This window comes from Rufibacter roseolus (assembly GCF_017916365.1).
Taxonomy (GTDB): domain Bacteria; phylum Bacteroidota; class Bacteroidia; order Cytophagales; family Hymenobacteraceae; genus Nibribacter; species Nibribacter roseolus.
The window spans coordinates 60,137-86,097 of record NZ_JAFMSU010000002.1 but is presented as its reverse complement, the minus strand read 5'-3'; the positions used below and the strand labels follow the sequence as shown (position 1 = coordinate 86,097).

Annotated in this window: 17 protein-coding genes; 8 read left to right on the top strand and 9 right to left on the bottom strand. The window is 50.6% G+C overall.

Translation table 11 applies throughout. From position 1 onward, the window contains the following. Positions 1-82 precede the first annotated feature (82 nt). The 6 genes from J3P35_RS09395 to J3P35_RS09370 all read right to left on the bottom strand — a co-directional run bounded on the left by J3P35_RS09395 (position 83) and on the right by J3P35_RS09370 (position 7,561). On the bottom strand, positions 83-1,171 hold the full coding sequence (locus J3P35_RS09395) for a hypothetical protein (protein WP_210464279.1): 1,089 nt from the start codon (positions 1,169-1,171) through the stop codon (positions 83-85). Next, a complete protein-coding gene (locus J3P35_RS09390; protein WP_210464277.1) occupies positions 1,128-2,249 on the bottom strand; it encodes a pyridoxal phosphate-dependent aminotransferase family protein in 1,122 nt (373 codons plus the stop codon). The genes J3P35_RS09395 and J3P35_RS09390 overlap by 44 nt, the downstream gene beginning before the upstream one ends. Next, the gene (locus J3P35_RS09385; protein ID WP_210464275.1) at positions 2,242-4,314 is read right to left on the bottom strand and encodes a hypothetical protein; all 2,073 of its coding nucleotides are present in this window, start codon (positions 4,312-4,314) and stop codon (positions 2,242-2,244) included. The genes J3P35_RS09390 and J3P35_RS09385 overlap by 8 nt, the downstream gene beginning before the upstream one ends. Positions 4,315-4,328: 14 nt before the next feature. Then, complete coding sequence (locus J3P35_RS09380) at positions 4,329-5,669, bottom strand: hypothetical protein (protein WP_210464273.1); 1,341 nt, start codon at positions 5,667-5,669, stop codon at positions 4,329-4,331. Further along, a complete protein-coding gene (locus J3P35_RS09375) occupies positions 5,669-6,451 on the bottom strand; it encodes a hypothetical protein (protein ID WP_210464271.1) in 783 nt (260 codons plus the stop codon). Before J3P35_RS09375 ends, J3P35_RS09380 begins: the two co-directional genes overlap by 1 nt. A 66-nt stretch (positions 6,452-6,517) precedes the next feature. Beyond that, positions 6,518-7,561 (bottom strand): hypothetical protein, encoded by a 1,044-nt coding sequence (locus J3P35_RS09370; RefSeq protein WP_210464269.1) that lies wholly within the window; start codon positions 7,559-7,561, stop codon positions 6,518-6,520. A gap of 378 nt (positions 7,562-7,939) precedes the next feature. On the opposite strand from J3P35_RS09370, the gene J3P35_RS09365 reads away from it, so the two are divergent. From J3P35_RS09365 to J3P35_RS09355, 3 genes are all read left to right on the top strand, one after another. Beyond that, the gene (locus tag J3P35_RS09365) at positions 7,940-8,779 is read left to right on the top strand and encodes an alpha/beta fold hydrolase (protein WP_210464267.1); all 840 of its coding nucleotides are present in this window, start codon (positions 7,940-7,942) and stop codon (positions 8,777-8,779) included. 289 nt (positions 8,780-9,068) lie between these two features. Next, on the top strand, positions 9,069-9,491 hold the full coding sequence (locus J3P35_RS09360) for a DUF1810 domain-containing protein (protein ID WP_210464265.1): 423 nt from the start codon (positions 9,069-9,071) through the stop codon (positions 9,489-9,491). A 108-nt stretch (positions 9,492-9,599) separates the two neighbouring features. Next, complete coding sequence (locus tag J3P35_RS09355; RefSeq protein ID WP_210464263.1) at positions 9,600-10,313, top strand: RibD family protein; 714 nt, start codon at positions 9,600-9,602, stop codon at positions 10,311-10,313. Positions 10,314-11,093: 780 nt separating this feature from the next. Here the strand turns inward: J3P35_RS09355 and J3P35_RS09350 are convergent. Continuing rightward, positions 11,094-12,833, bottom strand: a complete 1,740-nt coding sequence (locus J3P35_RS09350; RefSeq protein ID WP_210464261.1) for a WYL domain-containing protein — start codon at positions 12,831-12,833, stop codon at positions 11,094-11,096. Between the two features lie 96 nt (positions 12,834-12,929). Between J3P35_RS09350 and J3P35_RS09345 the strand changes: the two genes are divergently transcribed. The 5 genes from J3P35_RS09345 (at position 12,930) to J3P35_RS09325 (ending at position 20,514) form a co-directional block, all read left to right on the top strand. Then, positions 12,930-13,703: a nucleotidyltransferase domain-containing protein gene (locus tag J3P35_RS09345; RefSeq protein ID WP_210464259.1), complete on the top strand. Its 774-nt coding sequence runs from the start codon at positions 12,930-12,932 to the stop codon at positions 13,701-13,703. Continuing rightward, a complete protein-coding gene (locus J3P35_RS09340) occupies positions 13,681-14,754 on the top strand; it encodes a DNA polymerase beta superfamily protein (RefSeq protein WP_210464257.1) in 1,074 nt (357 codons plus the stop codon). The genes J3P35_RS09345 and J3P35_RS09340 overlap by 23 nt, the downstream gene beginning before the upstream one ends. A gap of 151 nt (positions 14,755-14,905) precedes the next feature. Continuing rightward, a complete protein-coding gene (locus J3P35_RS09335) occupies positions 14,906-16,330 on the top strand; it encodes an RtcB family protein (protein WP_210464255.1) in 1,425 nt (474 codons plus the stop codon). 261 nt (positions 16,331-16,591) lie between these two features. Continuing rightward, positions 16,592-17,965 carry a 3' terminal RNA ribose 2'-O-methyltransferase Hen1 gene (locus tag J3P35_RS09330; RefSeq protein WP_210464253.1) on the top strand — a complete coding sequence of 458 codons (1,374 nt, stop codon included), beginning with the start codon at positions 16,592-16,594 and terminating at the stop codon, positions 17,963-17,965. After that, a complete protein-coding gene (locus J3P35_RS09325; RefSeq protein WP_210464251.1) occupies positions 17,962-20,514 on the top strand; it encodes a polynucleotide kinase-phosphatase in 2,553 nt (850 codons plus the stop codon). The genes J3P35_RS09330 and J3P35_RS09325 overlap by 4 nt, the downstream gene beginning before the upstream one ends. 369 nt (positions 20,515-20,883) lie before the next feature. On the opposite strand, the gene J3P35_RS09320 is transcribed toward J3P35_RS09325, so the two are convergent. Together J3P35_RS09320 and J3P35_RS09315 are read right to left on the bottom strand one after the other, a co-directional pair. Continuing rightward, positions 20,884-24,507, bottom strand: a complete 3,624-nt coding sequence (locus J3P35_RS09320; RefSeq protein WP_210464250.1) for an ABC transporter permease/M1 family aminopeptidase — start codon at positions 24,505-24,507, stop codon at positions 20,884-20,886. Beyond that, positions 24,504-25,433 (bottom strand): ABC transporter ATP-binding protein, encoded by a 930-nt coding sequence (locus tag J3P35_RS09315; RefSeq protein WP_210465545.1) that lies wholly within the window; start codon positions 25,431-25,433, stop codon positions 24,504-24,506. The genes J3P35_RS09320 and J3P35_RS09315 overlap by 4 nt, the downstream gene beginning before the upstream one ends. Positions 25,434-25,961: the final 528 nt, after the last annotated feature.

The window sequence follows — 25,961 nt, the reverse complement described above, 5'->3', positions numbered from 1 at the left end:
ATTGGTCGCGAATCAGGATAGATATGGTATACACAAACAGCTGTACAGAAGCCCTTAAAGCCTTTTTATTCTCTCCTATGGCCTAAGGGACGGGGTAGTAATGCCAGTTGCCTTTCTGGTCAATAATGGCTTTTAAACGGTTAACTGGCTTACCATAGGACCATCCGGTAGGAAACCTAAAAGACCGGATAGCCTCGTAGCTGCCATCGGGCCGTTGGCGGTAATTGCCCTGGTTAATTGTTCCCTGGAAAAGCTGTTTTACCCGCGCATAGTTATGGGGACTGGCAAAAACCCGCGACAGCAAACTGGTTGGTTTTAAACTGTTGGTCATTAGCCGCTCTGCTCTGCGGTTAACCGCTTGGGGCTTATTTGAATGCACGCGTTTATCCAGCAGGTAAGTATGTTGCTGTTGCTTGGCTAATTTCAAATTTTTCAGTTGGGGCTTTATCTCGGCTAGTAGCTCAGATTGACCAGGGGAAATAGCCACAATCCCGCATTGTCTCAGCTTCTGTAAATTAGCCGTGCTATCAGTTCCTTTGTTGTAGTTTCTTTTCCAGGAGATCTTCAGCTTACTACCCAAATGATGTTTTGTGGCAAAAGCGCATAAATCTGCGGTACAGTAACCGCAAGGACTATTATTGATTAATATCTGAATAGCCCTGATCCGTTTTAAAAATTTAGGGTATTGCTGCAAATGGGCCCTAATCCAGTTTAAGAACTGGGTTTCCGCGTGCGTTTCATTGCCAACATTGCGGCTTAAGCTCAGGCGGCCTACATTCCAGGTAAGCAAATGAATCACATTTCTCCCTGATTCGGGTAAAAATAAAACCCCTCCGTTCCCTCTTGCGCCCTTGCTGGGTATAGAAACAAACTGGCGTCTGCCCCTGGTCTGGATAGGAACGCGGGCACCGCCCAAACCACCGATGCCGCTGGTAATATGCGGTGTTTTGCCCAGGATGATGGTTTGTATAGCGAAAGCCGGTAATCTGTCATTGAGCAAGATTACGATACGGGCCTGCGTAACCGGTGCACCAGCTTTATTAGTTGCAGCATACGGCGTTATCCCTGCTTTACCCGGAAACTTTACTTCCTGGTGAACAGAATCAGGAGAAGTTGCAGCCTGTTGCCTACATAAACAGCCCGGACGACATACGTGTGATTGGTGGTACATATGCTTGTGCCTTTCTTTGGCATATTCGGTTAGCCTCATTTATGCAGGTGGCGGCCCTTTTAATTTGCTCCGGTGAATGCAATGCGGTCAGGCAAAAACTGATTTCAGGCTTCTGGCCCTGATGCGGAGCCAGCAGTAAAGCCCTGACATTCAGGCTCAGCAGTAGTTTGTACATGGCATAAGGGTTTGTTCGGTTGGGCAGCTTTAATACCTGCACCGGGAAAAAGCCTCCCTGGGTGATGACACCAATCCTTGCTAAACTTTCCCGGAACAACTTTACATTTTCAAATAACTTCAGGCGGAGCAAATTGCCCCGCTTTCTATTTTCTGCAATAGCCAGGCAAGCAGCCTGCACATGCGCCGCAGACACCGGGCTGCTGTGCACCCTTGTTTCGCTTTGACTTTTGAATTTCTCAATTTGCTGCTGGCTGCCACTTAAAACAGATAAAGGCACCCCAAGCCCTTTGGCTAAAGAACAAATGGTAAGAATATCATCTCCTTGAACATCATACCATTGCAGCAATCCGCCACCGCCTTTTCCGTAGGGCTGATCTTTTGTCCGTCCGGTGCCCAAAACACCAAATGCCTGCGAATCATCTACTAAAAGCAACCCGTCATATTTCCTGGTTAGGCTTACATATTCTGGCAAAGGTGCCGGTTTACCGCAATGTGGGCACCAGCCCTCGGTAACAACCAAAAGGGAAGCTTTCTGGGCTACATGGTGTCTCAATTTCAAAGCCAAATCTTTTGCATCCTGGTGTTTGAAATAAATTACCTTGGCCCTGCGGGAAGCAGCCCTTTCCAATCCCCATCTGGCTACCGCGTATAATTTGTCATCGGCCAGAATGATGGTATTTTCCTTCACCTGGCCAAACACATCCCAGAACAGATGCAGGGAGGAAGGGGAAATGACCCCTCTTTCCAGTCCCTGCATTTTTGCTACCTGGGCTGCCACATACTGATTAGAAAAAGGCTCTTTTAATGCTGCTGGTACCCCGGTGGTTAACCTCTGCCAGGGTGGTACCTGGCTTGATGGGTTACAGAAACCCAGGTAGAGTGCTGATGTGAAATCATCCATTCAACTTTTTTTGACCTAGTACCGGTATAGATGGTGACCTCATTGCAGTTGCGGGTCTGTTAAGTAGTAAACCCGGAGTGGCTACATTTGCCTGTAATGCATATTGTTGCCGGCTTTTCTGTAAAGCAGCCTGCTTCTGAATCATGACGGCTGGTGGTAAAAACCGGTCTTCTCCCGTTGCAACCTGAACCCTGGCATCTGTTATATCTGCTCCCAAATCAATGCCCGTTACGGCATTATAGGCATGGATATACCGCTGCACTTCATTGCGCCAGTAGTGGGCCCAATTGGCGGCATTCTGAGCGCCAATGCTGGTTGTGGAATTCCAACTGCCAAACCGTATAGATAGTAACAACTGCTCTCCAAATACGCCCAAATCATGGAAATGCGTAATGTTGGGTACATTCCAATCCTGCAGGGTTTTCATAGTGTCCACCTTATCCATCCAGGCTTCAGAATAGGGAACCATAATTCTGCCCCCTAAAAACTCCCTCATTTCAGTTCTGGATAACAGCCATTGCTGAATAAGCATCTCTACCCTGGATGTCCAGGGAAGGTCACCGTACTGATTGTGGGCTCCTTCGGCTAAAATCAAGTGGACCTCCCTCAGGTGGTTTAATAACGGGAAGGCATCCGGAATAACCGTAGTAAAGTTGGCCTGGTTGTAAAAATCCACACAAGCTTTCAGGAGGTTATGGAAAGCCCGGATGAAATTAGTGCGATGTTCGGCCACACCTAATTGGGGCACGGCTTTTCCAATCAAGGAAAGACCATATTCATATTGATATTCCAGGTTTCGACGGTTCAGACTTAAACGGTTCCGTTCATCCTCTATATAAGTCCATAGAAGGTTATTCAATGGTCTTAGCGGATCAATATTCAAATTAGCTAATGGGTCTTTGCCTGAACCTCCCCGCACGTTCTGAAATCTCCGGCTTATGGCGTTCATGGTTTGTACTAATCCACCCTCCTCGTGCCAGTAAGACCATATCAATTCTACCATACAAGGGCCTATCAGTTTAGATTTCAGAATTCCGTAACAGGCCTGCGGTATAGGAAATTTACTAAGCTCTCCATTTAAAGGTATCTGGATATCACCATTAACAAAACTCAATATTCCTGGCAACTCATGCGGCTCTTTCAGGGGAACTTCACTTAGTTTCTGTTGAATGAGGCTAAAATAGGGCAGCGCATACCCCCCTTCGCCGTTAAGTTGCTCCAGGTATTCATTTCTGATAGAAGACAAATCAATATCTGACCGAGCAGTGCGGTTAAATTCATCCTGCAGGTTTCTCCCGTTCGCCAGAATGTCATTCAGTCTGTCCCAGTTAATATCCCCATCGGCTTCATATAAATTGTTAGGCACTAAGCCGCACTCCTGCATCATGTAATACTCTGTTGCATACTTAAGTAAACTGTAGGAGGAAGAATTGTGGAAAGGTAACCGATAGGAAAATACTGTTTTTTGCAGGGCACTAGGTTTGTTCGCGCTATAAACGCCATCGTCACACATCACACTATCCATATACCTTTTGTACCGGTTGAAATCTATGGTCCGATTCCGGATTAATACCCACAGAAGTTGATCAGACGTTTCAATACGCCTGGTTTCATTCAGCGTGACCTTGATAGGGACTGTATTTATGGAAGGCGCTGATTTTGGCAGGATTTTAACTCTAATGGGGCCAGCTGGATCAATATCTTCAAATCCTTCTGAATTATTAAAAGCGGCTGTCACCTCGTATAATCCTGGTCTGGAGCCATTCTCCCTGATGGAACTACCACCTTTGATGTGCCAGATAAACTCTACCCGGCTTGCTTCATCTCTTGATGGATCCAAATAAACAGTCTTGTTTTCATAAGCTGCGTTACTAAGTGCAACAGACTGTTTGGTTAGAAAATCTATGATTACTAATTCGGGGAAATTAGATTTTGCTTCAATAAAGTCCCTAAAATTATATCCTTTATCTTTTGCACTGTTTCCTTTCTCCAGAACAAGTGAAATGTATACATCATCCCCGGCAACTATCTCCTCCGGAAAGATGACATTTAAGTCTTTTTGCATGGTAACCTCCTGTTTTAAATCAGTTGAAGTTGTTTTGGTGAATAGTGGAGTTCTCCCTGCTGCACGGCTTCTAACATGTGCCGTTTACCGGCCACACAATAATGCTGCGAACGCAGTAATGCCCAGCGGGTGAGCATGTGTTGTAAAATCCGGCTTTCTTCTGCCGAGGTAATACTTCTGTTGTATTTGGCTTGACCCAGTACCGCAAAAACCAGGGTAGGAGCCGCTGACTCCATTAAGGTGGGCGAATGCCGCCAGCGTTGGTAAAGTTCTTGTAGCCTGCCTGGTTGCCGCTCTTTGAAAGGGAAAATTTCCTTCAGCAGTTTTCCTTTCAAAGACTCTGGTTTATGATTGATGAGCAGGTTGGCGAATTGGGGCAGTATTTTTTCAAGTGAATCAATAATCTGCCGTTTACCGGGTTCTAATCCCTTTGTGGGATAAAAGGATTCCCATTGTTTTTCCATGAAGTTCCATTGCGGGTGCGGATACAGGGCTCTTCCTAAAGCGAGGCTGATTTTAACTCTAATCCAGGGAAACGGGTGGGGACCATCGGTACCTATTCTGAAAACAAAGTAACTGGGTAAGCCTACTACGCCTATTAACCCGGTGGTGGCACCTATACCAAGATGGGCCATGGCCCAGAAGTCGGATATAATCTCTGATATCCACCGGCTTAGCAACTGCCAGGCCAGTACGTTCTGCGCCTGCTTTACTTTCAGGTTTATGGCTTCTTTTACAGATTCTATCAGGTTAAGTAAATCTGAACCCTGGTGCCCAACTTCATGGATGAGCGAGGAGGCAATGCCGCTGCCCACTAGTCTTTCACGGGGTACCTGAATCACACCTACCGGGTTAGTATCGCCGCCTGGTAACCTGGTGCGGGCCCGCCTGATGGCAGCACCGTGGCCCCGGTCAAGGAAACACACCAATGGTGGCGGATGATAATAGCTCACGGGTAAAGCCAGGGCATCCATCGCCATTACATCAAGACCCGCGAGCCAGACGCCGGTGCTGTGCTCCCCCCTTTGGGATAATACATCGGCAAAAATATCCAGCTGGTCCAGCAGGTTATTGAAGCGCAGCTTCAACAGAGCGAAACGGGTCTGGGCTTCTGCCGCTGTAACCTCCTGGCTGGCGGGGCTGTTCAACCACGATATGAATGCGTTAACCTTTTGCTTTACCTCTAGACTTACCTTGTTTATTAATTCGCTGATGGCGTTCTGGGCTTCTGCTGAAATAGCTGCGGCCCTTACCATGGGCGTATTCAAGGCAAAAGGTTTCACCATATCCAGCCGGGTTAACAACGCAGTGGCCTCATTCTCCAGGAATTGGTTATCAGCAACAGACCGGGCCATTATGCATCATATATAACCAAGGTCCTACCTCTTCTGACCCAACTTCCCCGGCTGGCTCCGGTTGAACCATTGCCGTTTAGCCGGCTACCACCTCCCATCATGCCATAGCCGTTCTGACCTCTCCCTATACCCGCGTTTTTAGCCAGAAGGCCTGGGGCATACTTACTGGCAGATTGCTTCAGGGCGGCTCTTATAATCTGATTGGGTTGGGCACCCGGATTGCTTCTGTACATGGCAGATCCTCTGCGCAGGGCATCATTGGCAAACCGGACGTAAGCGCGGGCTACTTCAAATTCTCTGTCTTCAGGGCTAAGTCCTTCCAGTTCCAATTCAAAAAGCTTGGTAGCCATGGAGCCTAATTGCCGGCCAGCCATGGCACCCAACGGCCCACCAATAGCACCTCCCAAAGCCCCCGCAGCCCAAGGCAAGGCTTTTTTGGCCACGCTTTTAAGAACACCACCCAAGGCTTTACCTACAGGTGATTTAATGAATTTCCCGGCGCTTTTTACCAATTTGCCCAGAAAGTAGTTTAATTCCTGCTCATTGCTCACACTCAGCAATTCGTTGGCTAGTTCTAATTCCTGGCTTTCATTTAACTCGCCCTGGTATTCATTTTCACCTTGGTATTCATTCTCTCCCTGGTACTCGGTGAGAAATTCCTGATTAAACTCCTGCCCTAGGACACCGCCAAGCTCCTGACCATATTCCTGGCCGAATTCCTGCCCAAACTCGTTGCCGAACTCCAGCTCGTTACCGAATTCAAATTCTCTGTTGTCGTACATGATAATTGAGTTTTAGTATTTAGGGATTTATTTTTCAGCAGGTTTGCCCCAATCCAACGGCTTGGTTTACTGGAATTCATAAAGAATAATGGACCGGCCTCTTCTTACCCAGGTGCCTTTGCGGCGTTGGCCAATCAAGGTGTTCATTCCATTCACTCCCTTGTATTTGATGCGGAGAAGACCCGGCGCATATTGCTGCGCTACCTGCGGAATGATATTTTGGGAGAGGGTAGGTAAATCAATAGAGGGGTTGTTTTTGATGGCAGCATTGGCTCTTTTGGCTACCTCTGAGGCAAACTGTACAAACGAACGCGCAATTTCGTATTCACCCTCTTCAGGGCTTAGGCTTTCCAGTTCAAGGTTAAAGACCCGTTGGGCTGTAGACGCTAGCAAAGTACCGGCTTTACTTCCCAGCCAGGCACCACCTTGTTTTCCCAGGTAAGCGCCTCCTTGTCTCAAACCGCCGCTTACCGCCTGGCCAATAGCCCCATTCCCTAAACGGTTGGTAATTGCTTGGCCGGCCCTTGCCCCTAAAGCACTCCCGGCCTGACCACCCAGGTTAGATGCCAACTGTGGAAGCGTGCTTTTTCCAAAATTAACCAGGAAACGGCCTACACTTTGTCCGGTAGGGGACTGAACAAAGCCCGAAGCCGCTTTCGCTACTTTGCCCATCAGTTTCCCTACAAACTGATTTAACTCCTGCTCGTTCGTTACCGCCAGCAGTTCATTGGTCAGTTCCATTTCCAGGTTTCCCTGTATTTCTCCCTGGTATTCATATTCCATTTCAGGGCTAAACTCTGGGCTTAGCTCTTGTATGAATTCATTCCCAAATTCATAGCCTGTTTCCTGTCCAAATTCATAGCCAGCTTCTTGCCCAAACTCGTTTCCGAACTCCTGGCCGAACTCAAGTTCATTTCCAAACTCTTGTTCTCTTAAAGTGCGATCGATGTCATGCATAATGTTAGGTTTAACTGAATAGCTGAATACTGTTGCTATACAGTTGCCAAGTACTATGCCAGGACAAAAAAGCGGCTTAACAGGCTGTTTTTTGGGGTAGAAAACGAAATTCATTTCGTTTTGAGCGAAAAACCGTTGATTAGGCGAAATCAATTTCAGGGGCTTTTTACAGTAATTCTGTACCTGATGAATTGAACCCAAGTTCCTGTTTTTAAGAGAAGTAAACGAGATCAGACTTGAAAATGAGCAGTTTTACTCGTTAACCTTATACATAGTTGGAAGCTTTTTACCGACAAGGCAACTATCCTTTTTTCTGTCAGCCCCTTTTTATATACCCAAACTGTTGCCTGAGGTATCTCCATGTCTTCGGGGATTAGAGAATGACAGGGCCTTGGTTTCTAACCCAACCGGAGGTGGGTACTGAGGCGGCAGACTACCTCCTTTCCTGGGTGAAAAGCCTGTACGTTTCAAACAAAAGCCGGGGGATTGCTGTACCTACTTATATCCCCAACCACCAACCTTATAAAACCTATGAAATTCATTGTTAAGCAGGATGCGACCACTGGAGAGGAGCTACAACTCTCCTACACCGACTACGGCGCGGGGCGTCCCGTGGTGCTGATCCACGGCTGGCCCCTCAGCAAGGAGATGTGGGAGTATCAGGTGGATGACCTCGTCAGTGCCGGGCTGCGGGTCATCGCCTATGATCGGCGGGGCTTCGGACATTCCGCCAAACCGTGGCAGGGCTACGACTACGACTCCCTCACCGAGGACCTGAGAGACATCATGGATCACCTGGACTTGCGCGACGCCGTTTTGGTGGGCTTTTCCATGGGCGGCGGAGAGGCCGTGCGGTACCTGAGTCGGTATGGCAGCGAGCGGGTCTCCAAACTAGTGCTGGTCAGCGCTGTCCCTCCTTTCCTGGCCAAGACATCCAACAACCCCGAGGGGGTAGACCAGAGCGTGTTTGAGGAGATCATGGCCAACCTCAAGGAGGACCGGATCGGGTTCCTGGATGATTTCGGCAAGAAGTTCTTCGGAGTGAGCCTGATGAACCACCCGGTAAGCGCCCCCCTGTTGGATTACTACCGCATGCTGGCCTCCGTTGCCTCTCCCCGGGCCACGCAGCAGTGCGCCATCGCCTTCGCCCAGACGGACTTCCGGGCTGACGTGCAGGCCATCCGGGTGCCGACCCTGATCATCCACGGCGACGCTGACCAGACCGTTCCTATCAAAGCCAGCAGCGACCGCACCGCTGCCATGATTTCCGGCAGCCGGTACCTGGTGTATGAGGACGCACCCCATGGGCTGTTCTACACCCACAAAGAGAAGCTGAACCAAGACCTGATCTCCTTTATCACCGCTGCATAGTAATTAGGTAAATTCTTGAAAGCATTTTTAGATTGCTTTCCAACAAGCCTAAATCATACCGGCAGCTTGTAATTGATAAATAGAGAAATATTTTAAAAGGTCGGGGCCGGTAATTACTGGCCCCGACCTTTTGCTTTTAAGTGAATAGTTGTCCAATGCTTTCTTGTTTTCAAGGGTACTTCAAGGGACAATGTTTAAAGCCAATATCAACTGACCCATTTAAAATAGATTCATCATTCTGAGGAGAATCTGCCGTATACATCTGGATAAATATTTTTTATACCACTCCATGAAAGAGAACGGCTTACAAAGATTCCTGAGCGCTCAGGAAGAAGACTATGAAGTGGCACTTTCTGAAATAAGAAAAGGAAGAAAACAAAGCCACTGGATGTGGTATATCTTTCCGCAGATCCGGGGGCTGGGTTTTAGCGAGACATCTAACTTTTACGGCATCAAAGACCTGAAGGAAGCCGAGGCATATCTAAAGCACCCTGTTTTAGGCAGCCGGCTCGTGCAGATTTGTGAGGCACTTCTGAAACTGGAAGAGAACAATGCCCACCGCATTTTCGGAAGCCCCGATGACCTGAAACTCAAATCTTCCATGACCTTGTTCGCCGCATTACCAGATACAAACCCTGTGTTCAGAGAAGTTTTGCAGAAATTCTTCCACGGCAAACAAGACGAGAAAACACTACAACTCCTTCACCGCTAACTTTGCTTGGCAGAAAGAAAGGTGAATTATGTCCTTACTTCCATAAAGCATTAAATCACTTTAAATGGATTTATAGCTTAGTTTTAAAATTTTAAAGCAAAAACGTAAATGTTAGATACCAAGAAGCCCTATGTCATTTGCCACATGCTTGGTTCTGTGGATGGCCGGATCAAACAAAATATCTGGGGATTTAAAGACCACCATAAGTACTTTGAAGAAACCGCCGAGAAAATTGAGGCAGATGCTTGGTTAGTGGGCCGGGTAACTATGCAGGAATTTTCGAGCAAGAAAACCTATTCCTTAGAGGGGGATCATGATTTCATCCCGAAAGAAGACTTTGTACCAGAGCAGGAATCCAAAACCTATGCAGTAGTCATTGATCCATCCGGAAAATGTTTTTGGGACACCAACATGGTCTCTACCGAGCACGTGATTGAGGTCCTGACTGAACGAGTACCTTCTGGTTACCTGGCGCACCTCAGAAGCAAGAATGTGTCGTACATCTTCGGCGGGAAAGAGGAGTTGGACCTTGACCTAGTGCTCAGAAAACTCGCCAGCCTGTTTGGCATGAAGACAGTGCGCATTGACGGAGGTGGTCACGTGAACGGTTCTTTTTTGAAAGCCGGCCTGATAGACGAGTTCAGTCTGGTGCTGGCCCCCGTCGCCGACGGTACCATTGGCTCTCCCACGGTGTTTGAGGCAGCCGAAGGCTATGAAAACCGTAAAGCCACGCAGTTCAAGATCAAGTCCGTGGACCGCATCTATGATGATTTCCTGTGGATCAGGTACCAGGTTGTCAAAGACCAGGAAACTGGCAGATAAGATTTCATAGACACTGGGTTATTATTGCCTTCAGCTTGCATAATCCGAGTGGTTTTCTGCCGATGTTGGTGTATACCTGATATTAGTGGTAATCGAATCCCTGGCCGCCTGGTGGCTTTATATAATCTCTGGTGGGCACTTAAGCCTCAATTTTTTCCCATGCTAGTATTCATCGCCTTGTTCATCTCCCCTATTATCTTGTTCTTCCCTTATCGTAAGCTGAAAATAAGTGGGAGGAATGCGACTGGTGACAGAAATCTTCTTTTGTTGGTAATAGTCCTTTCCAGTATGGGATTCCTATGTTGAGAAATCTGATTATACCAGATGCTTAATTGATGTTATGGTCTCAGATACTTTCCTTCTTTCCTTTCTTACCATTACCTCTGTTGCGTTCCTTTTCTTCATGTACTGCTGGATGATTCGTCAAGGATTTCCCACGCCGGTCAGGTTGAAGGTGACGGTGATCCTTGCAGTTGTTGCAGTGCTGATGTCATTGGGGCTTATATGGGTACTACAATTGTATTTTGAGCATCAGGATGTGAAAATGGACAGGGAACCTGATGCCAAAATAGTGGCATTTACATCCTTCTGTTCAAGGACGTAGGCCCCCTCCTCTGCCAACCGTCAGTACTTCAGCCATGCGTCTTAGCAAGCTTCTCCGCCCCGCTTATCAACTCGCAGATAGCGCAGCAGAGAGGTAAAAAAGAAATAACAAAATGATGTTCGTCACATAGCATAGAATTTATGCCATGTTAATTTTCTAATGAAGCAACTTTTCATTTAGATATCCTCCCGCTCCAACCACTCTAATCCTTCCGGCAAGTCAAGGCAGTTGAACTCCAGGTGGATGACCCGGCGGTGCTTTTCATTCACTGTTTTGGAGGAGGAATGCAAGGTGAGTGGTTTCATCAGGTGCACGCCTCCCTTCAGAACTTTGCAGCACTTACTTTCTGTAGTCTCACGCAAATTGCTGATTTCTTCATGAGACAGGGCAGTGAAATGGGTTTTGGGTATCACGCGCAAAGCTCCATTCTTCTCGTCGGTGTCATCCAGGTGCACACGTACGGTAATAGCTTTATGCAAATAATCCAAAGGCGGGATTACACTGATCAATCCGGCCTTGTTGGTCCAGCCCCGGAAACCATCTGTATCCACTTTTTTTTTCACATTGATGGGCACGTCCTGGTGCCAGGTCACATACCAGTTTGATTTAGGGGGTTTGTCAAAGTAGATGGCTTTTGTCAAAAAGTAATCCTCTCCAAACCCCTCATTCACCAAGGATCTTAGGTTTTGATTAAAGAGCACAGACTTCAGGTTGGGGATTTCCTGCAACAGGTTTCGGATTGAGAAAAGGTCTTCTGTTCCTTGAAAACGATTAGAGTCGTCTGTAGCTCGGTTTATGATAGACAGCATCTTACCTACCTCCTTCTGGGTGTACATGCCATCCAAGATGGCAGTACCCGTGCGAAGTAGTTTTTTCTTGCTTGACTCTAGCTCAATCAAGCGCAACTCTTTTTCATAAAGCTCCGCCGCGTTTTTCATCTTTTCCTGAATCCTGCGCTTCAAACGCTCAGGTTTCAGCACCTTGATGCAGTCCCCGAAGCCAAGTATCTCGCGTTCCAGTTCAAAGTTCAACTGCACCTCCAGCTGAATGATGACACCGTTGCCGGTGCGCTCCAGCATTTTCTGTGAATGGTGCAGGGGCTTGGTGAGCACATAAGGAGCATTGTCTGCATTCACATAAAGCTCCACCGTCTGGGGAGGTTCATTTACATTCACCGTCACGCCAATTACATCCTTAAAGAACGACTCTACATTAATTGACGAATTATCCAGATAAGGCACCATAGCCTCTTCCACAGTGATAATTCTGTCCAAGGCCAACGTGAGCACAGGTTGGCTAGCCTTCTTGATACCGATCAGGAACCACCGGTTTCTGAACTCCTTCAGGAAATAAGGATGGAAATTAAACGAGCTCGCCTCCCGCGCCCTGAAAGATTGGTAAGAGAGCGTAATGGCCTTTTTCCTCAGAATGGCCTGATAAAGCACGTCTATGTGCTCCAGGCCTTTCAGGTGTTCATTTTTCTCCAGGTCAATGATGGGGGCCTGCTTTGTTTTGGCGGTATGGATGCGGTCCTCCAGTTTCTGCACCATCCCGTTCAACTCATTGAAGTGCGTAAAGCCCTTGAATTGCCGCAGGATCTCCACCACCTCGGTCAATTTGCCTAGATCCTGATCTGTGAGCGGGATGTTGGTGATGGAGTACTCGGGGTCTTCATAAGTGTAGTACTTCTTGTCCACCACCACAATGGGTGCGTTATATCCCAGCTTGTCACTGCGCATGAGCTGCAAATCCATCTGTACCGAGCGCCGACTCACACCTTTGTCTATTCCCTCGTACTCATACAAAGCCTCAGAACAAGCTTCAATCAGGTCTTCAAGGGTCCAGGTACGGTAGCGGTTTCTAAGGCAGTTATCAATAGTTCTGAACCGGATAAGGGCGTTGCGGTTAACGGGCATGAGCTGGTATTTGAAAGAAAGTTAGAAAAAACTTTCTGCTGCGCAAAAACACTGCGTAGTAGTGTCATTCTTTTGAGGTATCAAAAGAATGACACTATGAAAGAACTAATACAACAGAAACTGAAAGGACTGGAAAGCGATTATAACATCACCATTCTTTTTGCGGTAGAGAGCGGGAGCCGCGCCTGGGGATTCCCTTCGCCCGACAGCGATTATGACGTGCGGTTTATTTACAAGCATATGCCTGAGTGGTATCTGTCACTGGACGAACAGAAAGATACCATCAACAGCCTGGAAGGGGAACTGGATCTGGTAGGTTGGGATGTACGCAAAGCCCTGCGTCTACTCAGGAAATCCAACGCCGCCCTGTTTGAGAAACTACAATCACCCATTCGGTACGGCCAGCAAGGATGCTTTTTAGAAGAAATCCAGCGCTTGGCTCCGGCCTATTTCTCACCTATGGCAGGACTGCACCACTACCTTAGCATGGCTTTTAATTACTACAAGGCCTGTGCACCAGAGCAAGACGTAAAACTGAAGAGTTACTTTTACCTGCTCCGCACCACCTTGGCAAGTCTATGGATAGTGGAGAACGGCACTATCCCTCCTATGGAGTTCAAGGATTTGCTTCCGTTGGTGCAGGACAGGGAGCAGCTTAAAAAGATAGAACAACTTCTAGAAATTAAGGCCTTGGTGGGAGAGCAATACCTTCACCCTAAAGAAGAAGAAGAACTGGAAAGATATCTGCTTCAGAGTCTGCGCTACTGTGAAAGTAAGGCAGACACTTTACCCAAAAGCGTGGGTACCACCCAAGCCCTAGATCAACTGTTTAGAACTACTATCCTGAATGAAGTCACTCACAATTCCTGATCTACACCAAAGAAAGCTGCTTCTGTTGGAAAGCATTAGCGGCAGCAAAGCCTATGGCCTGGCCACTCACTCTTCTGATACCGACATCCGGGGCGTGTTCGTGCTACCGCAGGACGAACTCTACGGGATGGAGCAAACAGACCAAGTGAGCAACTCCAGCAATGACATTGTGTATTATGAGTTGAAACGTTTTGTGGAGCTGCTGGCCAAGAACAACCCCAACATGCTGGAGCTACTGGCCGTGCCTGAGGATTGTCTTCTGCACCTTCACCCCTTGTTTAAGCGCCTCACCCCAGAGCTATTCCTCTCCAGACTTTGCCAGAGCACTTTTGCAGGGTATGCGCTCACGCAGGTGAAAAAAGCAAAGGGTCTAAATAAGAAGATCGTGAATCCGGTAGAACCGCAGCGCAAATCTGTGCTGGACTTCTGCTATGTAACGCAGGGACAGGGAGCCGTGCCGTTGCAGGAGTTCCTGGCGCAACAGGGCATAGAGCTAGAAGCGTGCGGCCTTGCCAAAATCCCCCACATGCCGGAGCTGTACGGCCTTTACTTTCAAGAAGGTAGCAGGTTCAAAGGAGTTGTGCAGAGCGATCAGGCCAATGATGTCTCCCTCAGCTCTATCCCTAAAGGACTGGCCCCAATCGCCACCATGTCTTTCAACAAAAAGGGCTACTCCACCTATTGCAGGGAATACAAAGAGTACTGGGAATGGGTGGAGAAACGAAACGACGCCCGCTACCAAAACACCCTGAGCCACGGCAAGAACTATGACGCCAAGAACCTCATGCACACATTCCGGCTCCTGGACATGGCCGAAGAGATAGCCCGCGCGGGCCAGATAGTGGTGCGGCGCTCTAACCGTGATTTCCTGTTGAAAATAAGGGCGGGTGAATTTGAATATGCCCAGCTAGTTAACATGGCCGAGGAGCGTATTTCCAAAATGGATGACTTATATGCCGCCTCAAATCTACCAGAGGAGCCCGATATAGATAGGATCAACCAAACACTGGTTGAAATGCGGAGGGAGTTTTATAAAGCATACTGTAATTAGAGGGAGTGTAGCTTAGTCCTCGTTTTCGACTTCTTTTTTAAAAAAGAGGCCGAATACGAGGACTTTTATTTTACTTATTTTTTACTACGCAAAAACACTGCGCACTAACCCCATTGCTTTGTCCTAGTTCATCACCCAACCACCTATAACTATGACAAACGCTACTACCCCTCTCACCGGCAAAGACCTTCTGGAACTAGGCTATCCGCAGGACAAAACCATGGGCCTGGCCCTGAAACTCTTGTCAGAGCACTTTGCTGCCACACCGCTGGAAACGCAGCGCCAAATATTGGCACAAGTACTGGCCCAACCTGCCGAGTTCCTGAACCATGCCACACTCGCCCGGCTGGCGGAAGCCTTAACAGCGCCCAAGGCACCCACGGTTACTCCCTTGCTCGAGGCGCCGCTACCTTATGCGGTATATGACAGGGCGGGTATCCAGGAGGGAGCCAGGCGCCAGATGGAAACGGCCATGCGGCTGCCGGTAGCGGTGGCGGGAGCACTCATGCCCGATGCCCACCAAGGCTACGGCCTGCCCATTGGCGGGGTACTGGCCACGCGCAATGCAGTAATCCCCTATGGGGTGGGCGTGGACATCGGATGCCGAATGTGTCTCACCCTATACCCTGCCCCTGCTGATTTTATCACCCGGGAGCGCGACAGCCTGAAGAAGATACTGGTGGACAATACCCGCTTCGGGAGGGCCACCTTCCAGAAACCGAGGGAGCACGCTGTCATTGACAGGGCAGAGTTCTCGGAGATTCTCGTGCTGCGGAGCCTGAAAGACCGGGCGTTTGCGCAATTGGGTTCCTCTGGCGGCGGAAACCATTTTGTGGAGTTCGGGACGGTGGCGCTGACCGATGCGCAGAATGAGTTCGGTTTGCCCGTGGGCGAGTACCTGGCCGTTCTTTCGCACTCGGGTTCCCGCGGCATGGGGGCCACCATAGCGGGACATTACACCAAACTGGCCATGCAGGCCTGTCCGCTCCCGCAGGAGGCGCGCCATCTGGCATGGCTGGACCTGAACACCGAGGCGGGGCAGGAATACTGGCTAGCCATGAACCTGGCCGGCGACTACGCCTCTGCCTGCCACCACCAGATCCATGCGCGCCTGGCAACGGCTTTGGCGCTGGAGCCACTGGCAATGGTAGAAAATCACCACAACTTCGCCTGGAAAGAATTGGATGCCACCGGACAAGAATTTATTGTACACCGCAAAGGCGCCACTCCAGCCGGACTGGGCGTGTCAGGCATTATACCAGGCTCCATGACCGCCCCCGGCTTTATCGTGCGCGGACGCGGTGTGGCGGCCTCAGTTAACTCTGCCTCGCACGGAGCCGGCCGCAAAATGTCCCGCACCCAAGCCAAGAACAGCCTTTCCCCTGCCCAAGTGAAACAGCACCTGCAAGAAGCTGGAGTAGAACTTATCGGTTCTGGCCTGGATGAAGCGCCCATGGCCTACAAAGACATCAACCAGGTGATGGCCGCCCAGAAGGAACTGGTAGACGTGGTTGGCACTTTCACGCCGAAGATTGTAAGGATGTGCGGGGATGAGCAGTATCTAGAAGTGGATTAATAAAAATTCCTTCTATTCAGGTTCGGGAAATGCAGGTGCGAACCCTGCAAGCCTTGCTGTACAGAAAGGCGATAGTGTAAAAAGTAGCACGCCAAAAAGCCTTTTGCCGCCTATCGCCCGTTTTCTGGCTATTTTTTCAAAAACGCGTCAAAACCAAAAGAAACCGATGGATTCAAAATCTTTGCCTAGCTTAGGCAGGAGCAATCCATCCCTTTACAGTAATTCAATGGCCTCCGGCGATTATTCCAGATTTAATTCAACATGCTTTTAGAAATCACCACTACCCACCACCCTGCCACAGACTTGGGGTATTTGTTACATAAACACCCAGACAAGCTGCAGAGCGTGGAACTTGCCGCCGGCGCTGCCCACGTGTTCTACCCCGAAGCCACCCCCGAGCGTTGTACCGCGTGCCTGATGCTGGACATCAACCCCGTTGATTTGGTGCGGGTGAAAAAAGGGAACATGGCCTACCAGGACCAGTACGTGAATGACCGCCCCTACACCACCAACTCCTTTCTGGGGAGCGCCATTTCCAAAGCTTTCGGGTCGGCGCTTAACGGGAAATGCAACACCCGCCCAGACCTGGTGGAAACACCCATGCCTTTCACGGTTCGGTTGAACTCCCTTAGGGTAGACGCCCCGCTGGACGTGCTGGAGCGTTTGTTCCTGCCGCTGGGCTATGAACTGGAGACGGAAACCATTCCCCTGGATGAGGCTTTTCCCAGTTGGGGACTGAGCAAATACGTGAATCTTACCTTACACAAGACCTGCCCATTGCAGGAAGTGCTTACTCAGGTGTATGTACTCATTCCGGTGCTGGACAACAGCCGCCACAGCTTCGTCTCCCAGCAGGACATTGACCAGCTGCTCCAGAAAGGAAAAGGCTGGCTGGAAAACCACCCAGAGCGGGACTGGATCTCCCGGCGCTTTCTACGCAACATCCGCTCCCTCACCTCAGAGGCCATCCTGCGCCTGGCCGGTGAAGAGGCATTGGCTCCAGAAGCCGAGATCTCCCCTGTTCAGGAGAATCTGCACCAGCAACGCCTGAACCGAGCCTTTGACCGACTGAAAGGAAGTGGCGCCCAACGGGTCCTGGACGTGGGTTGCGGTGAAGGCAAACTACTGCGCCTGCTCCTGAAGGACGGTCAGTTCACCAAGATAACCGGCATGGACGTGTCTTTCGGGGAGTTGCAGAAAGCAAAGGAGAACTTCCATTTAGACGAGGCCTCCCCTGCCTTCAAAGAGCGGCTTTCCCTCTTTCAAGGCTCCGTCACTTACTTAGATGAGCGTCTGCTGGGGTATGATGCCCTGGCCCTGGTAGAGGTGATTGAACACTTAGATGAGGAACGCCTTCCCACCATGGAGCAGGTCATCTTCGGCTACGCTTCTCCTTCTACGGTGGTACTCTCCACGCCAAATGCCGATTACAACGTGGTGTTTGACCGTATGGCCCCCGAGGCGTTTCGTCACCAGGACCACCGTTTTGAATGGACCCGCTCCCAGTTTAGCCAGTGGTGCGCCCAGGTAAGTGAAAAGTATGGCTATGAAGTACAAATAGAGTCAGTTGGTCCCGAGGAACCTGCCGTAGGAGCCCCTTCCCAATTGGCTACTTTCAAAAAGAAAAACGCATGAGCAAAGAGATAAAATTACCGGAGCTGGCCCTGGTGCTGTTAGTAGGCCCCAGCAGTTCTGGCAAGAGCACCTTCGCCCGCACCCACTTTCTGGGCACCGAGGTGATTTCCTCGGATTATTGCCGCGCCCTGGTTTCTGACGATGAGAATAACCTAGATGCCACCAAAGACGCGTTTGACCTCCTGCATTACCTGGCGGCTAAACGCCTTAGACGCGGGAAACTCACCGTCATAGATGCCCTGAACATCCGGAAGGAAGATAGAGCCAAGCTGGTGCAACTGGCCAAAGACAACTATGCCCTGGCAGCAGCCATTGTGCTAGAAGCTCCTATGAAGACCTTGTTTGAGCGCCATGACCGTCGTACCGACCGTACCTTTGGCCGGCACGCGCTGGAGAAAATGGTGGACAACTTCAGGCGTTCGCTCAGGACCATCAAGCGTGAGGGCTTCGGCTATGTGTACACCGTGGAAGACGGCGAAGAGGTGCAGATCGTCCGTCAGCCGCTTTGGAACAACCGGAAGGAGGAAACCGGTCCGTTTGACATCATAGGGGACGTACACGGCTGCTTTGATGAACTGGTGGAGTTGCTGACTCATTTAGGCTACACCCTGGACTTAACCGACAGTGGCCGTTACTCGGTAAAAGCCCCCGCTAACCGTAAGGCTATTTTCTTAGGCGACCTCACTGACCGTGGTCCGAAGTCTCCGGAAGTACTGCGCCTGGTGATGGACATGGTGGCTAACGGCACGGCGCTTTGCATCAGGGGAAACCATGACGACAAACTACTGAAATACCTGCAAGGCCGTGATGTGGTCATCGCCCACGGTTTAGAAAAAACTGTAGCCCAACTGGCTTCTACTTCGGCAGAATTCAAGGCGGAAGTTTGGGCTTTCCTGGATAGCCTGATTGCGCATTATATCCTGGATGATGGCAGATTGGTGGTGGCCCACGGAGGCTTGCCCGAGGAGATGCACGGACGGGCTTCCTCAGCGGTGCGGGCTTTCTGCCTCTACGGCGAGACTACGGGTGAGATTGATGAGTTTGGGCTGCCTGTGCGCTACAACTGGGCTAAGAACTACAAGGGAAAAGCCATGGTGGTGTACGGCCACACGCCAGTACCAGGTCTGGACTGGTTGAACAACACGCTCAACGTGGACACTGGTTGTGTGTTCGGGGGCAAACTCACGGCACTACGCTACCCTGAAAAAGAAACCGTGCAGGTACAAAGCCGTGAGGTATACAGTGACCCCGTGCGTCCACTTCTACCGGAGACGCCTGCCCTACAGGCAGCCCAGCAGGAATATGACAATCTTCTGGACATCGGATTGCTGAAGGACAAGTACATTGTGGAGACTAACCTGGGTAACCGGGTGGTGGTGCGGGAGGAGAATGCCGTGGCGGCCTTGGAGGTGATGAGTAGATTTGCCCTGGATCCAAAGTGGCTGTTGTATCTTCCACCCACCATGTCACCGCCTGAAACCAGCGCACTGCCTAATTACCTGGAGCACCCCCAAGAAGTGTTCAACTATTTCCAAAAGAACGGAGTGCGGCACTTGATCTGCGAGGAGAAGCACATGGGCTCCCGGGCCATTGCGGTGGTTTGCAAAAACCCGGAAGTAGCGGTTACCCGCTTCGGGATGCACACGCCTGCCCTGGGCACCATCTACACTCGCACCGGCCGCCGCTTCTTCACAGACTCAACTTCTGAGGAAGCCTTTCTGGAGGTGTTGAACAGAGCCCTTACCGCCTCAGGATTCTGGGACAAATTCAATACCGACTGGGTCTGCCTGGACGGTGAACTGTTGCCTTGGTCCTCCAAAGCACGTGACTTGATCGTGAACCAATATGCTGCCGTCGGTTCCTCCGCGGCAAATGGATTGTCTAGAGCATCCACCGTCTTACAACAGGCCCTAGAAAGAGGATTACCGGTAGAAAGCCTTTTGCAAACAGTAGAAGCCCGCGCTGAAAAGATTGGCAAGTACGTTGCCTCTTACCACAATTACAGCCGAGACACTGAAGGGATAGAAGGGATGCAGTTTGCGCCGTTCCATTTACTGGCCACAGAGGGGAAAGTGCATGTTGATCAGCAGCACCCCTGGCACATGGAACAGTTGGGTGAAATCTGCAATCAAGACGAGCGCTACCTGCTGTTAACAGCCTACCGGTTTGTGGATCTGGAAGATGGGCAAAGCGTTAATGCCGCCATTACCTGGTGGACGGAATTGACCAGCGCTGGCGGCGAGGGCATGGTGGTGAAGCCCCTTGACTTCATCTCCACCCACAAAGGCCGTCTGATTCAACCCGCCATGAAGTGCCGCGGCAGTGAATACCTGCGCATCATCTACGGTCCAGAGTATGACTTGTACGGGAACTTGGAGCGCCTGAAGCAACGTAGCGTGAAAGCCAAGCGGGAACTGGCCATTCAAGAGTTCTCCCTGAGTGTGGAAGCCTTGCAACGCTTTGTAAACCGAGAACCATTGCGCAGGATACATGAATGCGTTTTTGGTGTGTTGGCTATGGAGAGCGAAGAGGTAGACCCTAGGTTATAAATCTTCCTTGTACCTGGTTTAGAACCATTGTTTTATTCATTAGGCAATACAAAATTTTTATGGTTCCATATTCCCCAATGCAGCCTTAGTAATGAATTGATTCAAGAAGTGCCAGCCTACGGTACAATTAACTTCAGCAAAGAGAAGGCCTTGCAGATTTACGATTTGCAAGGCCTTCTTATTTCATGAGAGGTGGTTCATTTTGTAGCGGCGTTACCCTGTAAAGACGTGGTCCTACGCAGCTATAACCTTACAACCCCTCTTGAATAGTACCTTACAAAGGCCACCGCTTTTTATGTCCAAAAAAAAGGTGTGTACAAGAGGAGCCATTATTGTTGCATGGAGACACGTCATTACAGGGTAACAATGCTACATTTTCACCTCTGCTACATTATCATGCAGGTTCCAATCAATTAGCAGGTGGTTAGGGTCTATACCTACTTGCGAGGGCTTATATGGTACAATCACCGTGATAGTCTGCTGTTTTGAATGAATGAAATGTTTCTGTAGGTAAAGCGGTTTGCCTAGTTCCTCTCCCGCTTTGGCAGGAGCGTAAATCCCTACTTCCATCCAATCCTCTAGCGGAACTTCCTTTTCCAACCCGGCTTCACTTACCACTGTCTTTAGAGCTTGCATGTTGAAGGTAACCTGCCAGGTGCCCTCTTTAGTCTGCTTCACGGTAGCTTGTTTTGCCTTAAGGTCCCAGAACGTGTTGGCCTTGAAAAGGTCGTGGAGCAGGTACTGGAGCGAGTCTGGGGTAGCCGCTTGCAGTTCCTGGTAGAGGTCCAGGGAAGTGGCGAACGGGATTTTGGCCGGGGTATGCTTCTGGAGCAAACTTCGGAGGGCGCCGTTTACCCGGTCTTTGCCGATGTACTGGCTCAGCGCATACAGCGACATGGGGCCTTTACGGTAACTCTGGTACCAGTCGTCGGCGTGCAGCAGCGGCAAGGCAGCTTTGGTCTGCGGGTTCTCGTACTCCTCCATCATAAAGTTTAACAGCTTTTTCTGGTGCGCTGGTCCGTAGGCTGATTCCAGCACGCCCATGGCCGAGTACCAGGCAAGGCTTTCGGAAATCAGGCCGGCACCCTCTACATAGGCTTGTTTGAGCTGGTTCCCCCACCACTGGTGCGCTACCTCGTGCGCCACCACGGCCGCCACCAGGTCAAAACCCCGCTCATCCGCCTCCGGGTTCAGGAGGAAAAAGCCCTCTTCCGCCGTAATGTTGATGGGCGCAGCGTGGTTCCCGAAGCTGTACCCGGGATGGGCCACAAAGCGGAGCTGACGGTGCGGGTAAGGTCCAAACTGCTTCGTGTAATAGTCCAGTGATGCGGCTGCACTCCTGACCATCCGCTCAGCGTTCTTTGTAAGCCCCGAGGGATAGAAAATCTGGATAGAGACCTCCTGCCCCATGCTAGCTAATGGGTTCCGCCATTTCCCCACCTGCATTGCGTAGTCTGCTGAGTAAAAGGCATATTCATTCCGGATGGGTGCTTCTGTGGCGTAATGGAAGTAGCGGCGACCATCTTTGGTCCAGGTCCGGTGCAAAGTGCCCGGCGCCACCACCTGTTGGTTTGCCTCGGTACCCACAATGGCTTCAAAGCTGATGCGCTCAGGAAACGTGGCATACCGACGAGCAGCCACATCGTAGAGCGAGGCGGTAGCGGGCCGAGGTGCCAAGCCATGCGCTTTTCGGGTAGCGGCCTCATCCAGCTCCCGGTAGGGCTGGTACCCGATGACCGGAAGCCACTCCATATTCCGGAAGTGGGTGCCATTTTCCCGCACCTGCGCATCGGCTCCGTTGTTGGTAAAGCCTTGGGATATATAGGATACCTGAAAGCGGAGGCGCAGCGAATCTCCAGGACGAAGAGGCTTAGCCAGGGCGTACATGCGGAAGCCAAGCTTTTCATCCAGGAGCACCTCCCTGGCTGGCCGGTCAAAGTGAACCGATGTCGTTTCCACGCCCGCCCCGGGCGCCAGATGCACCGAATCAATAGGCTCTTGGCTCTTATTCACCAAAAGGTAAGTGCCCGCTATCTCCACCATCCGCTGGGAAGGGTACATTTCTACCTGCAGATTTACGCCGGTAAGCAAAGGCTGGGGCACGTTCTGGTATTGTTTATAGCGATGCTCGTAGGCCGCCCGTTGCGCAGCTAAGGTGGAGGAGTTGAGGTAGTCATGCAGCACGTTAGTGTTATAGAAGACAAAGCCTCCCAACAGGAGAATCCCTCCCACCGCTACGGCTGTGGTTAACGCCGTAGTGCGGGTAAAGCGGCGACGGGCCAACTGCAACCGCGCCTTCACACTTTGTTCCTGACCGCGGACCCAAAGGAGCCTTGCCACCACCGCCAGCAGCAGCGCCCACGCCATCCAATAGGCTTTAAACCAACGCCACGGCGCCACCGACGGGCCAAATCCGCCCATGCTGGTATATGACCATTTAGGACTAGACCCGAATACCAGTAGCTTGTGCTCCAGCCCTAGGCTCGGGGCATACATCAGGATGCCAAAAACAAGCAGCATCACCAAATGCCCCAGGTACTTCTGGTTGACTACCACGTGCACCACCAGCGCCAGCAGGGCAAAGAGCAGGCATTCTACCAATTGAAACCCGAAAAGAACTTTCAGGTAAAGGCCTACCTCCACCTCGGCTCCGCCGATGCCGATTTGAGCCAGAATTCCGGAAAACAGCATAAAAACGAGGCAGACTACCAGCAGGAAACTCAGCGATAAAAACTTGCTCAGAAAAAGCACCCATTCGGGCACCGGGGCCGCGTTAGAAAGCTGGTGAAGGCCGCTTTCCCGTTCGCGCCAGACCAGCTCGCCGGCGTAGAAAATAATGAGCAGGAAAATGACTATCCAAAACTTTCCGGGCTCGGTGATGGGGGCCGCCAGAATCGTTAACACTTGGTCGGTTCTGGGCAGCATAGGAACGCCCTTGTTCTTTAGATTTCCGGGCATCGCCAGACCTATCACCAGCGCAATTAGCCCCAACAACAGCAGTCCGGATTTGCCTTTTGCCAGTGCCCAGAAGGAGTTTGAAGTGAGAAGCTTTAACTGGTGCAGGTGGGTTTTGAAACCGAAGCTTCCCCGCCCCTGCGGCAACGATTCGGCTCTTTCCCAGGTCAGCCACGACAAGGCAGCTTCTGTAATAGTTGGGTTAAGTTTTTGCTTCCGTTTCTGGCCTGCTTCTGGTAAAATGAACTGAAAACGGAAATAGGTGAGCGCCAGCATGCCCATCGCCAGGCCCAGCCAAAGGATACGGTTTGCCAGGAATGCCCCCTCCAGTTTCAGAAGGCGCGTATTGGTCTCCAGAGGGCTCCATTCAAGACTTAAATGGCTTAGCACCGGCGTAAATCCCATCGGGTCCACCAGCGTTCCCCAATCTACGGGTCCCTTTATCACGCCCAAACCCTGCCCCACCCCGTAGGCCGCCACAAAAAGGAGAACACCACCCAGGTAGCTGGCCATGGCTTTGCGGGTAAGGGCCGCCATAGAGAACTGGATAGCCGTGGCGATAAACGCGTTGGGCAACACCAAGAAGAAATAGGCACTGAGGTAAGCCGATAACCGGAACGGGCCTAGTATCTCCGACTCTATCCCCGTGCAATACAGGGTCAGGAAGATACCCGCCGGAATGCCCAGCAAGACAAGCACGTTGAGCAGAAAGGCTGCCAAAAACCGCCCGCCCAGGTAGTCTCTTTTGCTGGCGGGCGAGGTGTAGGTGAGGGAGAACATGCGCGTCTGCACATCCCTTGCCGCCGCATCGCCCGCTACTGCCCCACTCATCAACAGCCAGAAAACACAGCATAACACGGTGACGGCCGCAATAACAATGGGCGCATTCAGCAACACATACCCTTCCCGTGCATCAGAAGCGTAGTTGGCGGTCAGGAACAGGTAAGCCAGCACAAATACGACCGCAAAATACCCCCACATAGACACCTGCCTGAGTTGGTACGTAAACTCCAAGTGAAATATTTTCCGGAACTTCATGGCTGTACCTCCTCCAATTCTTTCAGCGCTGCGTGTTGCCCCTGCACCCCAGTCATGGCGCTGAAGTACACATCTTCCAGGTCTGGCACTACGGGTTCAAAACCGGTGCCGGGGTCTACCGGGCTATACACGTGCACCTGGGTGCGCCCAGCCAAGGATTTGGCAGAAATGACCTGGTACTCCTGCGTTACAGCCGACAGCTTGTTTTTCTCAATGAGCGTGCGCCATACCTTTCCTCTTAGGGTAGCCACTGCCTCCTGCGTCTGCGCCTCCAGCAGAATTCTCCCTTTGTCTAAGATGGCCAGGTTGGTGCACAGTTCAGACACGTCTTCCACGATGTGCGTGGAGAGAATGACCACACTGTTCTCGCCCAACTCACTCAGCAGGTTCAAAAAACGGATGCGCTCGGCAGGGTCAAGTCCGGCCGTGGGTTCGTCCACAATCAAGAGTTTGGGATTGCCCAGCAGCGCCACTGCCACCCCGAAACGCTGCCGCATGCCGCCCGAGTAACCGCCTAGTTTCTGTTTGCGCTTGTCCCAGAGGTTGGTTTGTTTCAGCAGACCTTCGGTCACCTCTTTGCGCGATGCCCGGTTGGTGAAGCCTTTGAGCACGGCAAAGTAATCCAGCAGTTCCTCGGCGGTGGCTTTGGGATACACCCCGAAATCCTGGGGCAAATAGCCGAGGCTCTGGCGTACCTCCTCCTTCTGGTTCACCACATCCAAAATTCCCAAGTGAATCTGCCCCTGGTCCGGCTCCTGTAGCGTAGCCAGGGTGCGCATGAGCGTAGATTTGCCCGCCCCATTGGGTCCCAACAAGCCGTACATGCCGGGCGGAATAGTCAGTGAAATGTTCGTCAATGCCTGAACGCCGTTGGCATAGGTTTTAGAGACGTTCCTTATCAGCAGGCTCTCGGTGTGGTTTTCCATATTTTTCATGCTTGTGCAGTTGAATATTTCCAGAAGTGGGTCTATTTCGTTATAGACTTGATTTTGAGAAAACAGCCCTAAAACAGATGCTCTTAATTTTAGAAAATCGGCCATGATAATTTCACCTTCTATGCCATCTTGGAAGGATCTTGGTTGCGGATGGTAGTAGCGCTACTTAGGTGTCATTGTAGTTCGCCCACAAGATCCTTTCAGGATGACAAAAGGTGAGGTGTACTTTGTATTACCTTCCATCAAAATGAGGAAAGAGAGAGTATGGCTTTTCTTTCCAGCTCTTTTCTCTTTTCCGCTCTACTCTTAGGTAAAAGAACTTTCTTCCTAACAAAGAGCAAAAACTGATATGCAATCACATCAAAGCAATCGACGAAGGGCGGCTTTTCATCCGTGAGTACACTGGCAGGTTGGGATTTGCCTTTCGTAGATGGAGAAAAGGACCTGGTCGAGTAGAGGTGCAGGGGCGGCGGGGAAAAGGTATCTTTGTTCTATGCAGAGAGTCAAAAAAATCTTCCG